Raw genomic sequence first — 14690 nt, forward strand, 5'->3', positions numbered from 1 at the left:
AACCATCCTTTTATTTTTCTCATTTTAAACTTTCTTAAGCAGTTGCAGTTGTTTTTGAACCACTTGCCAATCTTCTTTCACGACTTCTTTTAAACGATAATTATAAAAGACAGCCGCTGGATGGAAGAGTGGAATGATTTGATAGGTTTTCTGCGTCCAATGATAGTTTTGTGATTGCTCATCAAATGTTTGAATGGGCGACTGAATGACCGTTCCGTGCACTGCAGTGATTGTTGGCTTTGGTCCTAAAAGTCGTTGCAACCCAATATTCCCCAGTGTCAAAATTAGTTCAGGTTGGCAAACAGCGATTTCCCAATCAAGCAAAGGCGCAAAAATTTTGATTTCTTCTTTGGTTGGCGTTCGATTAGGAAATTTGGTTACTCTTTCTCCCGTTTTTGCAATCTGCTTCGTTTTTACAGAAAAAGGCCGACTCCTAACCGCACTGGTGATATACACCGTTTCACGACTTAAGCCAACTTGTTGTAATTGTTCCATCAACAATTGACCTGAACGCCCTATAAATGGTACGTTTTCTTTAATTTCTTCTTTTCCAGGGGCTTCCCCAATCAGCATCACTTTTGGCTGTTGCGGGCCTTGCCCTTCCACAAAACCTTCTAATGGTAAGTCTTTCGCTTTAGCTAAAACTGCTTTTTTCAGATGTTCAGGATAATGCATTTACCATCACGCCTCTCTTCTGGTGTTCTTCCTTCGCTATATTGATTATAAATAAGGCCCAAAAGAAACTCAAAAAAAGGGACCTACTCATTTAGGAGCTGGTTTTTCTACACACAAAGCTTTGTCTTTAGCTAGATAAAAAGGCCGTAAGTAACCAACTAAATTAGACATTGGTAAAACCTCCGTTGGTAAATCAATCTTTAATGTCTCTTTTAAATAGGCTCTGCGTGTCGCAATCCGTTGCCACATGTCTGGATAAGTTTGCTGAATCTCTTTTTGTAGTGTTTCATCAGCCAAAGCCACACATTCTTCTGCACTCACCCCTGTATAACCAGGTACAGAAGGAATAATATCCACTTGAAAGAGCATGCCACTTTCCAAGCGAATGGCTGAATCTGGATAAATAGGCGACGACATCCATTCATCATCCGAAACTAAATGCCCAGGATTCAAATGCCAGTGATAGATTTCTTTTGGTAACTGTTCTTCAATCGCTTGGTACATTTCTCGCCCTAACAGTCCGATTCGAATGGTTTCAAGCCAGTGAACGACAGCTTGAAAATAGGGTTTTGCTACGCGCTCTAAATAATCACGTTGCGCTTCTGGCAATTGCTGCTCGTTTTCAATAACAAAACCTGTTCGGCTAGACAAGCCGCCTTTGTAGCCTGTAGTTAATGATAAGGCATCACCTAACTGAATTTCTTTGGCAGTCGGATACATGTTTGCATATTCAAAACGTTGACCAGTTGCCGCAATGGTTACTACCGTCGGCGTTTGACCTTCATCATTTAACAAAGCCCCAATGTCCGTTTCACGCTGTCCTACTTCAATTGCATTTAAGGCCTTTAACATACTGCGAGAAGCCAAATTCGCCCCATATTCATAGTGCGCCAATTCGTTGGCATTATTTGTTGTGCGGGCCCCCTTTGCTCCAATCAATAAGTGGGTCCCATTTAGTAAACGAGCTTCTTTCGGCAGCGCTTTTTTCAGTGCTTCGACAATAAAATGTGGCACATCAAACATCGTAGCGGGTTCTTGCTGTTGTGTCGTAAACATTTTCCAACCAACGATACCTATTTTTTGAGCAGTTTCATCGAGAAGCGTTTCAAAAATCTGCGACAACTTTTGTTCCCCAGCCATTGGTTGATTAGGTAGCGAAAAAGCTGGATAATGAATTAAATCGGCTGAGATGCGGGCATGTTGGCACAGTTTTAAATTTTCATTGCCTAAAATAAGTGTCGTCGCACCATCCTTATTTAACACAAGGAGTCCTTCTTCAAACCTCGGAATAAAGCCAGTTAAGTATTCAAAATTACTGCCATGCTCTTTGTCTGCATAGAAGACCAATTGATCGAATTTTTCTGTTTCCATTCGTTGTAATACTTTCTGCTTACGCGCCATCATCGTTTCATTCGTCAAATACGTTGGAAAAACATTCTCAAAAACAGTAGGTTCAGCAATATGTGTATAATTAATTTTTCGCTTCATTATTATCCTCCATTATTCATCTGCGACAATCAACGTTACGCCTGCTTGCGCTAATTGCTCACAGAATTTTTCATCAGGTCGTGTATCTGTCACTAAACAATCAATTTCTGTTAATTCGCAAATTTTAAATAAACCCGTTTTGTTTAATTTCGTTTGGTCTGCTAAGGCAATGACTTGTTTGCCTTGTTGAATCATTCGCCGTTTGACTTGACCTTCTTCTTCTGTGTGAATAAATAATCCTTGTTCAGATAACGCAAACACACCTAATAATGTATAGTCGGGGGCAAATTCCCCAACCTTAGCGACTGTTTCTGCCCCAAACAAAAAGAGTTGTTGTTTATGCAGTTGCCCAGGTAATACTGTAATTTTTGTCTGATCCATTTGCGCTAGAAGTAGCGCATGACTGAGAGAGTTCGTGATCGCGTGAATCGGACTATTTTCCATCGCTCGAATAGCTGCTTCCACCGTGGTTGATGAATCAAAAAAAATGGACGCTTGTTTGGGAATATTTGCCCAAACTTTTTGGGCAATCGCTTGTTTTTTCTCTGGATGCTTCATTATTCGTTGAGCATAATCGTAAATAGTTGCTTCAGACTGAACTGAGATAGCGCCACCGTGCGTTCTCTTTAAATGTCCTTCCTTTTCTAAACGAATTAAATCTCGCCGAATAGTATCTTTTGAAACGGAGACTTGCTCCGCTAACGCTTCCATGGAAATACTTTTTTGTTCATTCACTATTTTTTGAATCTTGGCTAAACGTTCTTCAATCAACATGCTTCCTCACCTCTTCTAAGTAAAGATAGCACCTTTTGCATCATTTTGCAAATAAATGCAAAACAATGCAAAAAAAGACAAAAAAACTAGTCCTTCATTTTCTAACGAAGGGCTAGTTTGAGAGTGGTTTTAATAGGTAAATTGAATAATCATGCCGCTAGGATCTTCTAACGCAAGTAAATGATCTTTGGCAATAAAATGTAACTTTGCTTCTTCCGCATTGGCTTGGACTATCTCTAAATCTGCCGCAGTTGGTAAACGGAACGTGTAATTTTCTAAGCCAAATTGATTTTCTTGAATCGTTGGCAGCTGTTTGCCGCTCCATGTATTTGTCCCAATATGATGATGGTACTGACCCGCTGCAAAAAACTTCGCTTGTTGACCAAAGTTAGACTTTAAGCCAAACCCTAAGTTTTTATAGAACGTTTCAGTGGCATCTAAATCGGCCACTTTCAAATGAATGTGCCCAATTTTAGAACCTTCGGAAATTCCTAGCCAGTGACCGTCAGCTTCTGCAGCTAAACTATCACCGTCTAATTCTTCTGTCACACCGATAATTTCACCATTTGGACGAATATCCCAGACTTCTTCTGGTTTATCCCAATAAATTTCGATGCCATTATTTTCTGGATCACTTAAGTAAAGGGCTTCACTATAGCCATGATCTGCTGCGCCAATTTGCACATTTTCCTGCAAAAGCCACAGCAACATATTGCCTAAATCTTTGCGGGTTGGTAGCAGGAAAGCAATATGGTACAAGCCAGTGGTACCCTGATTTTCTTCCCCAGCTGTTAGTTCTTTTAAGACAAGAATTGCATCGTTGGTGCCTTGTGGCGCTAGCCAAGCACGTCCCTCTCCTTGTTTTAAAAGTTTTAAGCCAATTGTTTTCGTATAAAAGTTTACCATTTTATCTAAATCAGCCACTTTCAAAGTGACTTGTTGAATCCCAATATTACTTGGTAATGCTTGAACCATTTGCTTTCACTCCTTTCCTCTTCGTTTTACTAAAGCAATGATTTAGTTGAATTCTTTAAAACGAGCACTATCTTCCATGTATTCCTTTTCGCCAGCTGGCGCTTCAATGGAACCAATAACCATTTGTGCACGTAAATTCCAGTTTGCAGGAATTGACCATTCTACAGCAACCGCTTCGTCAATGACTGGGTTGTAGTGTTGTAAGTTTGCGCCGATATTTTCTTGCGCTAAGGCAGTCCAAACGTTCGCTTGTGTTAAACCAGTTGCTTGTTCAGACCAAACAGGGAAGTTATCCGCATATAATGGAAAGCTATCTTGTAAGTTTTTCACGATATCTGTATCTTCAAAGAATAAAATTGTGCCCGCACCAGCTGCAAAACCTTGTAATTTAGCTTGTGTGTTTGGAAATGCTTCTGCTGGAGTTAATGGTTTTAAGGCATCTTCAGTCATTGCCCATAATTTTTTGTGAGCATCGCCGAATAAGAACACAACACGTTGTGTTTGAGAGTTAAAAGCTGTTGGACTTTCTCTAACAACTTCTTTTACTAAAGCAGTTACTTCTTCTTTTGAAATTGGTAAGTTTTCTCCTAAAGCATAGATTGAACGACGGTTTTTCATCATTTCAGTAAATTTTGACATAATATGTTCATCCTTTCGAATTTCCTCAGTAAATTCATTTAATTTTGTTTACATGCTTACTATACTACCTTACTAAAAGTAAGTAAAGCTTTTTGTCTTACTTTTTGTAAGTTTTTTTATTTTTTAGTGAAAAACCTTATTCTACCAAAGAAAAAACAACCAGCTTTTTTCTAAGAAAAAGAAAAATCTGGTTGTCGATTAATAAATGTAGAAGTCAATTGAATCGTTTTCGGCCGTTTTTCTTGAAATAAGTGTGTGGCTTTTTCCCCTAATTCCATTAATGGATGACAGATTGTTGAAAAATTTAAAATTTCACTTAATAAAGTTTGCTCCTGTCCCACTAAAAAGAGTGGTCTTTCAATAACGGCTTGAATCCCTGCAGCAATTTCATCACCGTTGGTCACAACCGCTTGGAGCGTTGGATCTTTCCCACAGTGTCGTCCTACTTCACACCCATCTTCATAGGTTAAACAGTCCTTAAATAACCGATTTTCAGGAATCACTCCATAAATTTCCTGATATGCGTCAACTAAATAGCGTGCGCTTGTACTTTTTTCTGGTGCACGGTTAATCGTAATTGCCACTTCACTACATCCTTGTTGTTTCAACGCTTGGAAAACCCGCCGATAAACGGTTAAACGATCGATATAGATACTAGCATAACTAGGGTCTTCTATTTTTTCACAAAAAACAACTTGCTCTTTATACGGAGCAAACACACTTAAAGGATTTGCCTTTGACAAAACAATCATGCCATCAAACGCACCCGTGGCCATTTTTTCCAAGTAACTTTTTTCAACTTCTTTATCATAATCCGTTGGTAATAAACTGACCATCATCCCTTGCTGAAATGCTTGGTGGATAATCCCACTTAAAATAGCATCAAAATAAGGTTGATTCGTATAAGGAACCATGACACCTAATGTATTACTTTTCCCAAAGCTAAGATTTCTCGCTAATATATTGGGCTTATAGCCCAACTCATCGATAATTGCTTGGATTTTCAGTCGTTTTTCTTCAGAAACATACGGATGATGATTAATCACACGCGAAACAGTCGTGACTGAAGATCCTGAAAGGCGCGCAATTTCTCGAATTGTTGTCATACTTTCACCCCATTACTTTACAAAATTGAGTTAAATAAGGCACAATCCCTGTCCCGTAATCAACAAAACGATAAAAGGTCTCCTGCCAAGCAAAAGAAATTTCCTGAATATCCTCCTGCTGTGTCAAGTGCCACTCCGTTATCTGATGGTACGGAATTTCTTGATGCCAAATCTTATAGTATTTTTTGGGACTATTTAACTGCAGACTTTTGGCCGTCGTAGTCACCGAGACAAAATAGTAATCCATACCAAGTCTATCGCTTATCTCCACTATAACATTCATTTTCATGCCCTCCAATATTTTGATACACATAGCTTACCTTATGAAACGCGTACCAGAGCAAGAGGAAAAATAAAAAAAGTGAGACCATGTTATACTAGATGTATCATATAAAAGCAAAGGATGAGTGCAATGGAAACTGTTACAGTAGCAACAAAAAGCGACTTACTAACAAATTTGAACAAGCAAACAGATGAAATCATTATCTCGGGGGCACTTGCACAAGAAATTTACCACTTAAAAAAACAACAATTAACCGAAACGGAAGAAATGGGCTTTTTAGTGGGCAGCCAAGGCGCTGGCTCATTTTTAACCTATTTAATCGAGAAGTTATCCTATATAAATTCGGCGCTATCGCCAGAAGAACAAAAAATTGAACATGCGATTTTGCGTTTGTATGTTATTAAAAAATTAACTCCAGAAACTACTTTATTACGTCTAAAACAGTTAGATTATTAAAATTTTATTTAATCAAGATAGACCAATTCCCTGCGTACAACGAGTCCCTTTCATTAATCACTTGATATAATTACCTTTATTCAAGTTCCCACCATTGTCATTATCGATTAACCAATGGTATATTAGAAGTAACAGATAAGTCATTTTATTTGAAAAAGTGTTTGGGAAATGTTTGGGGAGGAATGTTTATGTGTCAACCGCAGGAAAAAAAGAAAGAAATTTCTGTTGCTAAGTTACGTTATCGTTTTGAAGTACCAATGATTATCATTGGTTTTGTTTTATTGTTTTTCGCATTGGGGTTAGTTGCCTTATTGATATTGAGTGATTTGCCGATTCCTGACTGGTTATTAATTGTCTTAATTGCACCAATTGCGCCAGTCATTGCTTTTTTTACCATTCGTTATATGTACATGGATACTGCTTCTAACGGAGTGGAAATTACAGAAAATCAGTTACCAGAAATTTATTCCTTGTATATTGATTTGGCAAAAGAAATGGGCTTTGGCACTAAAAAATTAAGGATGCCACGTCTTTATTTAATCAACGGGAATGGTGTCCTAAACGCTTTTGCGGCAAAATGCTCTTTACACAGACGCTATGTTGTCATTCACAGTGATTTGTTGGACATCGCGTACAATACAGGCGATTTTTCGCTGATTCGCTTTATTTTGGCACACGAGCTAGGACACCATAAATGTGGACACACTAATTTATGGCGGCTAATGTTATCCATTATTTTGAAACCAGTTGCGTTAGATAAAAGTTTTACAAGAACGCAAGAATATACCGCTGATCGCGCAGGTTTATACTACGCCGAAGAAGGTGCTTTAAGCATGATTTATTTATTTTCAGGAAAATATATGGGCAGTCGTGTGGATTTAGAAGAATACTTTCACAGTATTGATTTACATGATGATACCATCTGGCTTAAATTGAGTAACTTCTTATCCGATCATCCTGTTGGCTTCCGTCGAATGCAAACATTGAAAAAAGCCAAAGATACTGGCAATTGGGACGTTCATGGGAAATTTTTCTAGCGAGAGCCAACCATCATTAAATAAACGTGCTGGGACAAAAGATTCTTTAACTTTTGTCCCAGCACGTTTATTAATCCACCAATAAATGAACAAATTCTTCTTTGGTGATATTTACAAAGTAGTCTTCAAAGTTAAACGCTGCTAATGCTTGCCAAATTGATGAATACTGATAGTCCACACCTAATAAAGCCGCAACGATTTCCGCTGTTTCTTTTTTGGCAAAGTAATCACCATAAATCGTTAACTCAATTATTTTACCTTTTTCAACAGTCAAACGTGCATCCACAATGCCACCTTTAAACTTTTCTTCTTTTTTGATCGTAAATTTAGGCGCTTCACCAAAAATCCAAGCTTCATTGCCATACACTTCAGCGACCAATTTCCTAATTTCCTGTTGATCTGCTTTGGTTAGGACATATTCTTTCTCCGCAATTTCAGTTAGAGATTCGACATCAAAGAGCTCCATCAGTAAACGATTGCGAAATTCCTCAATGGTTAATTGTTGATATTTTTCGTCTAAGTACGGCCGTAAATTGGTTACGCGTCCCCGAACAGATTTTGTCCCTTTTGATTCAATTTTTTTCTTAGAAACAGTTAAGACACGTTGAACTTCTGCCAAACCAACATCATACATCAAGGTACCATGAGTATACATCTTCCCCTTTTTTGTATACATGGCATTGCCAGAAAATTTTTTCCCATCAATTAATAAATCATTGCGACCGCTAATCTCGGCCCCCGTTGCGCCCATTTTATGTAATGCTTCAATAATTGGTTTAGTGAACGCTTTAAAATCCCCAAAAGCTTGATGTCCTTCCTGAACAACAAAACTAAAGCTGACATTCCCGAGATCATCATAAACAGCACCACCGCCCGATAAACGGCGAGTAATAACGATTCCCTTCTCTCTAGCATAAGCTAAGTCAATTTCTTCATAAGCATTTTGATTTCGGCCTAAAATAACACAGGGTTCCTGAATATAAAACAACACTAAGGGCTCTTCAAAAGAGAGAGTGTTTAATAGATAATCTTCCGTTGCTAAATTTTCACGAATATCTCGTGACTGCATTATGACATAACGCATAAGGTCGCCCCACTTCTTTTTCTTCTAGTGTATCACTTTCTTTCAAAATTGGTTCACTAAACGTCTTCTCTGGCCATTCTCAAAAGAGGATGATCAACAAAAAAAGAACGTGGGACAACAATCACTTTGGATGTTTGTTCCACGCTCAAAATCTAATAAACAGCAATTGCAGAACTGTTTAGCTTTTTAATCTAACCAAGTTACTACTTCTGAAACATCTCGTCGGACTGTTTCAAAGCCGGGTGTTTGAGCTTTGCCAATCGGAATAATCAGTCCGTTCACTAAATGATCCTCAATATTAAATAACTTGCGAACAGCTTCCGTTTCAAACCCAGACATCGCCACAGTATCATAGCCTCGATCTTTTGCAGAAAGCATCAGCTGCATCGCAACTAAGCCTTGGTCTAACATTAGCCACTCTCTTTTTTGTTCTTCGCTAACATCATAGTACCAAGAAACATTTTCATTAATTCCTTGACGAATTTCTTCCGTCATCGTTCCTTGTGCGACAGCTTTAGCACTGATTTCATCTGCATTGGCCACTGTATAAGCAGTCAAATCACCTAATAAAATAATCACCGCCGCTGCCCCTTTAACTGCTGGTTGTTGCATCGAAACTTCGTAAAGGGCCTCTTTTTGTTCTTTTTCTGTGACAATTAAAAAACGCCATGAATTTAAATTGGTACTATTTGGCGCGAACATCGCTTCCTCAATTATGGCCATTAATTCCTCTTTAGGAATCTCAACATCTGGCATAAAATCCCGAACTGAGCGGCGGCTGCGAACAACATCTTGATACATCATATTTCTTCTTCCTTCCTCTTGCCTTACTTGACATAGTTATTATTACTCACTATGATGGAGAAAAAAAGTACGCACTTTTTATTCACCTAGGAAGAAAAAAGTAACCATTACGTGTCACAAGGAGAAACTATGACAACTGATAAACAAACCAGTATCAACTTAGCCCTTTCCACCATTAACGGCAAATGGAAATTATCATTAATGGATGAATTATTCCAAGGAACCAAGCGCAACGGTGAATTGATGCGTGCGCTCGACGGAATCACTCAGCGCGTCCTGACAGATCGCTTGAGAGAAATGGAAAAAGATGGCCTAGTCCATCGAGAATCCTTTAACGAACTACCCCCGCGTGTGGAATATACGCTCACTCCGGAAGGATATGCTCTTTACGATGCCCTCTCTTCACTTTGCCATTGGGGCGAAACATTTGCACAAAAAAAGGCGAGACTTAACAAATAAGTCTCGTCTTTTTTTATCTATTTTGGGTATTATGGGTAAACTTAAGATATTTTTGAAGTCCTTCTTGAATTGAATAAACGGGTGAAAAACCTAAGCCTTTCAAAGCAGAACTATCTGAAAGAGAATATTTTATATCGCCATCTCGTTCCTTTTGATAAGAAACTGGCAAAGAAAGTCCCACTAATTGGTTCATTTCTTCAATTAATTGATTAAGGGAAATAGCAACTTCGGTACCCACATTATAAACGTGTCCCAACGCTTCATTTTTGGTTGCTACTAAATCTAATGCAGTTAGGACATCCTCAATGTAGATAAAGTCACGTGTTTGCTGACCATCTCCAAATATTTGAAATTGGCTCGCTTGCCCTTGTTCTAACTGGATATAACGATCCATCAAAATGGACAGGACACCAGAATAGGGTGAAGCAGGATTTTGATTGGGACCATAGACGTTAAAGAAGCGAACTGCGCTCGTGGGTACCCCGTGTAAATGGTATTCATTGAGAACATAACGTTCAGCAGCAAACTTATCAATAGCATAGGGACTCAAAGGGCAAATCACCGAAGTTTCTCTTTTAGGCAACGTTGGCTCTGCACCGTAAACGGCTGCCGATGAAGCAAAAACAAAACGTTTGAGCTTTTTTTGATATTTTTTTATTGATTCCAGTATTTTCAATACACTTAAAAAATTGACCTCGTGGGTCTCTAGAGGCTGTGCCACAGAACTTGCCACGCTTGCCACGGCCGCAAGATGAAAGATATACTCAAACGAATGCTTTGAAAGTACTTCGTCCAATAATTGCTGATCCGTCACACTTCCTTTAATAAAAACCAACTGCTCAGTTTGTTGCAAATTTGACACTCGCCCCATGGACAAATCATCAATCACAAAAACTTGATACTGTTGACTATAAAAATTAGCCAAATTAGAACCAATAAAGCCAGCTCCTCCAGTAATTAATAGTTTCTTCACCTCTTTGCTTCCTCTCTTTTTTTTAATTTAATTCCACTTTTTTCGTGTTATTTTCTCTTTGGAATAAAAAAATGCAATATCGAATGAACACATAACTTACAATAGCCACAGCTAATAAAAGTTCAAAAGTAGACAAAATATTTAGCAGACTCGTTAGGCCTACCTTTTCTGCAAATAAAGGTTTAACTTTGACTAATGCTGTCGCAGAAATCACTAATGGGAATGTAAAGGCAGCATAACTTGGATAGAATGTCACTTGCATAATTTTATATAGATTCACAACTACAATCCCATAAATACATTGAGATAAAATTAGCAAGAAAACAACTAATGGCATATACAAATGACCACCCATTGAAATATAGCCAGCTAAACATAACGAACCTGGCGCTGTCATAATCGTCAATAAAGGAATGGTCGATTCAGGCATTTCTTTCGACTTCGTAATTCTCTTGATTAAAATTGGTAACAAGAGTAAATAAAAGAACAACGCTACCCAAAAAACAATTTTTCCCAACTCATTGATAAACAATTGAGAAGTATTAGGAATAACGCCAATGCCGACAAACGTAATAAACCAGCTTGGATAAATATGTTCCAGTTCGATTTTTGTTGGAAAAATATGCACCGCTACAAAATAAATCATTAAAATAAAATGTAAAATCACTGCGCCAATCCACAACACGTTAATCCAAGCAGCATTGGTAAATATCCGATCTAAGAAAACACAGATAACCATTAAAGCCATTGTAAATGTTGGTGATACCGAAGCAATAATTGGATCATCTAAGGTGCTTAATGCATGTTTCATTGTAAAAATAATTTTTAAAATAACTAAAATCATTAAGAGACTGCCAAGTACACAATAAATGGTCCCAATTGTTGCATATCCCAAGGAATAAAGTAAATTCCCCAAAGAAACCATCCCTAAAATTAGTCCGCAAATGGGAATCGGGACTTTCCGCAAGAATTTTTTCGCACTTTCTACCATTATGTAGTCACACTCCGTCTTTATTTATTATTATTGATATTAATCAAAAGTATGTTATTATACTAAATGAAATATTTATATTTGTAAAATAAATATTTGCAATACCAACTATTAAGATAGTAAATAGAAAGAGGCGATTTTATGTTCGAATGGATCAAAACATTTATTGCTGTGTATGAAACCAAAAATTTTAGTGCGGCGGCCAAACAATTGTATATTTCTCAGCCAACTGTTTCTTTGCAAATCAAGAAATTAGAGCAACACTTTTCGATCAAGCTGTTCTATCGTAATGGAAAACAATCGGTTATTCCTACCAAAGAAGCTGATTTTTTATATCCAAAAATGCTCTCGATTATTGAAAGCTTAACTACTTCTTTTGCGCAAGCTGCAGAAAAAGAGAATTTTAAAGAAGACTGCATTATAGCCTCTTCAAATACAGTTGCTATTTATTTATTGCCAGATATTATGGAGAGTTTGGTTACCGCTTTTCCACTCATCAACTTTTCGATTCAACTGATGAATTCAAACGAAGTCGTGGATATGGTTCAAAATAATCATGCCCACATTGGACTAATTGAAAAACCCATTGAAACCAAAAATCTACACAAAGAAATTGTTTATGAAGACCAACTAGTTCTAGCAGGAGATGCCGCTTCAAAATTTTGGCTCTTAAGAGAAAAGAACTCTGGCTTACGTTTTTTCAATGAGCTTTATCTCAACGAACACAGCATCAACTTACCAATTATCGAATTAAACAACAACGAAGTTCTATTACAATTGCTAAAAAATAACATTGGGCAATCAATTGTTTCTCGATTATCTATTTCCGATGAGATCCCTTGGCAACCAATTGATCAGTCCTTTGCTTCTCGAAAAATTTTCATTGTCCAGACCGATCACCATGCCAATACTTCCTTCTCTGAAGTTTATAACCGAATCGTTGAAAAAATTCGTGAACGACAAACCTAAAAAACAGGAGAACGACTTAGCTTTCGCTAAATCGTTTTCCTGTTTTTTATTCATCAGTTTCCTCTACCAATTCAAATTCAAAAGGTTCTAACTCAAATAGTTGGTGTAAAATTTGCTGGGTTTCTTGAAACACTTGTTGTGGCTCTTTACACAAAAGAGTGCTTTGAATGGTCTGTTTTTTTGATTGAAAAAGAATTCTCGTTTCCTCTTCCTTAAATACAACTTGATGAGTTTCCCTTTCAAACACCGTATATTCTTCGAACATTTCCATAACTAATTTTTGACGAAACCCTTCTTTGAGTGCTAATAAAGTTACTAAATCTGCAACGGTTAGCGTTTCTAACGCAATTGTTTCATCTTCTACATGAACAAGATAATTCGTACACTTCACATTCGGACAGGCATTGCAGCCGCCATTAATCAAGTCTGAGGTAGTTGTTATTTTCACCTGTTTCATCTTAATCCTTCTTTCCTACTTTTCGAGAAAAACACAAGGGGTCTCCTCAAAAATATTCAATAAAATATGATTGACTTCTTGAAAGACTTCTTCGTGATTTCGGCATTGTTTTTCCATTACTAAACGCAGATCATTCACAACAAAAGTCAACGTCGTCGCTTGTTGGGAAACATGTATACAACGGTTGCCTTTAACAAAACATTCTGTTTGTTCTTCAATGAATGGTTCTTTTTGATAGCCATATGCTAAAGCGATACATTCCAGAATTTCGTAGATTTCTATTTTTGGAAGTTCATAGCTACAGCTACCGATAACTAGTTGAAAACGGTTCGGCTGTTTTTCATTATTGCTTGCATAATACACTGTTGTCGTTGTCATTTTGCCTCCTTATCTTCTCTATTTTCCTACTCTTATCATAACAAAAAAAGCACGCTTCCCTTATTTAAATTGTTAATAAAGACTATTACAGATTGGTATAACCACACCTGAAAAGTTCGTGATATAATTCACTAAGAAAGAAATATTACAGAAAGAAGAGATGAACGATGAAAGTATTTAACAAAAAAGTCGCAATTATTGGTACTGGTTTTGTTGGCACAAGTATTGCCTATTCCATGATCAACCAAGGGATTGCGAATGAATTAATCTTAGTTGATATTGACAAAGCCAAATCTGAAGGCGAAGCAATTGACTTATTAGATGGTGTGTCTTGGGGTCAAGAAAATGTAAACGTCTGGGCTGGCGACTATCAAGACTGCCAAGATGCCGATATCGTCGTGATTACAGCTGGCGCTAATCAAAAACCTGGGCAAAGTCGTCTAGATTTGGTTTCAATCAATGCAGAAATTATGAAAACAATTGTTAACAATATCATGAAATCTGGTTTTGATGGAATTTTAGTGATTGCCTCAAATCCTGTCGATGTACTGACTTATGTGGCTTGGCAAGCTTCTGGTTTACCTGTTTCAAGAGTAATTGGAACTGGTACAACTTTGGACACAACTCGTTTCCGCAAAGAACTGTCTCAACGTTTAGCGATTGATCCACGCAATGTTCACGGCTATATTATTGGCGAACACGGGGATTCTGAAGTGGCTGTCTGGTCTCATACCATGATTGGTACCAAACCTATTTTAGAAATTGTGGATACGACAGAGCGCTTAACTAGTGACGATTTACCAATCATTTCTGATAAAGTGAAAAATACAGCTTATGAAATTATCGATCGCAAACAAGCGACCTATTATGGGATTGGTATGAGTACTGCACGCATTGTTAAAGCCATTTTAAATAATGAACAAGCTATTTTACCTGTCTCAGCTTACTTAGATGGGCAATATGGGCAACAAGATGTATTTACAGGGATTCCTGCAGTCGTTGGCAATCAAGGTGTGACTGACATTATTGAATTGAATCTGAATGCCGCTGAAAAAGAACTCTTCCAAAAATCAGTGACACAATTAAAACAAGTGATGGCATCGTTACAACCGAACGCTTAGTAATTTTTAACTAAAAATAAC

At 37.6% G+C, this 14690-nt stretch carries 18 protein-coding genes; 5 read left to right on the forward strand and 13 right to left on the reverse strand.

Annotation, left to right across the window (positions count from 1 at the left end):
• Window positions 1-24 precede the first annotated feature (24 nt).
• From IGI97_RS11830 to IGI97_RS11860, 7 genes are all read right to left on the reverse strand, one after another.
• Window positions 25-675, reverse strand: coding sequence for a uracil-DNA glycosylase (locus tag IGI97_RS11830; RefSeq protein WP_002355481.1), 651 nt, complete (start codon window positions 673-675; stop codon window positions 25-27).
• 87 nt (window positions 676-762) lie between these two features.
• Window positions 763-2163: a M24 family metallopeptidase gene (locus IGI97_RS11835; protein WP_141435516.1), complete on the reverse strand. Its 1401-nt coding sequence runs from the start codon at window positions 2161-2163 to the stop codon at window positions 763-765.
• 12 nt (window positions 2164-2175) lie between these two features.
• Entirely contained in the window at window positions 2176-2937 is a 762-nt protein-coding gene (locus tag IGI97_RS11840) for a DeoR/GlpR family DNA-binding transcription regulator (protein ID WP_002375902.1), read from the reverse strand.
• Between the two features lie 129 nt (window positions 2938-3066).
• Window positions 3067-3912: a VOC family protein gene (locus IGI97_RS11845; protein ID WP_002358647.1), complete on the reverse strand. Its 846-nt coding sequence runs from the start codon at window positions 3910-3912 to the stop codon at window positions 3067-3069.
• A gap of 42 nt (window positions 3913-3954) precedes the next feature.
• The gene (locus IGI97_RS11850; RefSeq protein WP_438738701.1) at window positions 3955-4551 is read right to left on the reverse strand and encodes a nitroreductase family protein; all 597 of its coding nucleotides are present in this window, start codon (window positions 4549-4551) and stop codon (window positions 3955-3957) included.
• Window positions 4552-4721: 170 nt separating this feature from the next.
• A complete protein-coding gene (locus IGI97_RS11855) occupies window positions 4722-5657 on the reverse strand; it encodes a LacI family DNA-binding transcriptional regulator (RefSeq protein ID WP_438738703.1) in 936 nt (311 codons plus the stop codon).
• 4 nt (window positions 5658-5661) lie between these two features.
• The gene (locus tag IGI97_RS11860; RefSeq protein WP_002364844.1) at window positions 5662-5946 is read right to left on the reverse strand and encodes a hypothetical protein; all 285 of its coding nucleotides are present in this window, start codon (window positions 5944-5946) and stop codon (window positions 5662-5664) included.
• Window positions 5947-6060: 114 nt separating this feature from the next.
• On the opposite strand from IGI97_RS11860, the gene IGI97_RS11865 reads away from it, so the two are divergent.
• Both IGI97_RS11865 and IGI97_RS11870 read left to right on the forward strand, forming a co-directional pair.
• The gene (locus IGI97_RS11865; RefSeq protein ID WP_002358645.1) at window positions 6061-6396 is read left to right on the forward strand and encodes a hypothetical protein; all 336 of its coding nucleotides are present in this window, start codon (window positions 6061-6063) and stop codon (window positions 6394-6396) included.
• Window positions 6397-6578: 182 nt separating this feature from the next.
• Window positions 6579-7433 carry a M48 family metallopeptidase gene (locus tag IGI97_RS11870; protein ID WP_002382951.1) on the forward strand — a complete coding sequence of 285 codons (855 nt, stop codon included), beginning with the start codon at window positions 6579-6581 and terminating at the stop codon, window positions 7431-7433.
• A 70-nt stretch (window positions 7434-7503) separates the two neighbouring features.
• Here IGI97_RS11870 and IGI97_RS11875 read toward each other — a convergent pair whose 3' ends face one another.
• Entirely contained in the window at window positions 7504-8517 is a 1014-nt protein-coding gene (locus IGI97_RS11875) for a lipoate--protein ligase (protein WP_002363126.1), read from the reverse strand.
• Between the two features lie 186 nt (window positions 8518-8703).
• Window positions 8704-9321, reverse strand: a complete 618-nt coding sequence (locus IGI97_RS11880; RefSeq protein ID WP_002355466.1) for a nitroreductase family protein — start codon at window positions 9319-9321, stop codon at window positions 8704-8706.
• 111 nt (window positions 9322-9432) lie between these two features.
• Here IGI97_RS11880 and IGI97_RS11885 point away from each other — a divergent pair, with 111 nt between their 5' ends.
• On the forward strand, window positions 9433-9780 hold the full coding sequence (locus tag IGI97_RS11885; protein ID WP_002355464.1) for a winged helix-turn-helix transcriptional regulator: 348 nt from the start codon (window positions 9433-9435) through the stop codon (window positions 9778-9780).
• Between the two features lie 13 nt (window positions 9781-9793).
• Here the strand turns inward: IGI97_RS11885 and IGI97_RS11890 are convergent, their stop codons facing one another.
• Entirely contained in the window at window positions 9794-10753 is a 960-nt protein-coding gene (locus IGI97_RS11890; protein WP_048955689.1) for a GDP-mannose 4,6-dehydratase, read from the reverse strand.
• 22 nt (window positions 10754-10775) lie between these two features.
• Window positions 10776-11744 carry a TDT family transporter gene (locus IGI97_RS11895; RefSeq protein WP_002355462.1) on the reverse strand — a complete coding sequence of 323 codons (969 nt, stop codon included), beginning with the start codon at window positions 11742-11744 and terminating at the stop codon, window positions 10776-10778.
• Between the two features lie 141 nt (window positions 11745-11885).
• Between IGI97_RS11895 and IGI97_RS11900 the strand changes: the two genes are divergently transcribed.
• Window positions 11886-12713 (forward strand): LysR family transcriptional regulator, encoded by an 828-nt coding sequence (locus IGI97_RS11900; RefSeq protein ID WP_002358639.1) that lies wholly within the window; start codon window positions 11886-11888, stop codon window positions 12711-12713.
• 46 nt (window positions 12714-12759) lie between these two features.
• Here IGI97_RS11900 and IGI97_RS11905 read toward each other — a convergent pair whose 3' ends face one another.
• Together IGI97_RS11905 and IGI97_RS11910 are read right to left on the reverse strand one after the other, a co-directional pair.
• Window positions 12760-13170: a DUF4809 family protein gene (locus IGI97_RS11905; protein ID WP_002358638.1), complete on the reverse strand. Its 411-nt coding sequence runs from the start codon at window positions 13168-13170 to the stop codon at window positions 12760-12762.
• Between the two features lie 15 nt (window positions 13171-13185).
• Window positions 13186-13548 (reverse strand): DUF4809 family protein, encoded by a 363-nt coding sequence (locus IGI97_RS11910; RefSeq protein ID WP_002364850.1) that lies wholly within the window; start codon window positions 13546-13548, stop codon window positions 13186-13188.
• A 167-nt stretch (window positions 13549-13715) separates the two neighbouring features.
• On the opposite strand from IGI97_RS11910, the gene IGI97_RS11915 reads away from it, so the two are divergent.
• Window positions 13716-14669 carry an L-lactate dehydrogenase gene (locus IGI97_RS11915; RefSeq protein ID WP_002358635.1) on the forward strand — a complete coding sequence of 318 codons (954 nt, stop codon included), beginning with the start codon at window positions 13716-13718 and terminating at the stop codon, window positions 14667-14669.
• Window positions 14670-14690 lie beyond the last annotated feature (21 nt).

The sequence above is a fragment of the Enterococcus sp. DIV2419 genome (assembly GCF_051711865.1).
Taxonomy (GTDB): domain Bacteria; phylum Bacillota; class Bacilli; order Lactobacillales; family Enterococcaceae; genus Enterococcus; species Enterococcus faecalis.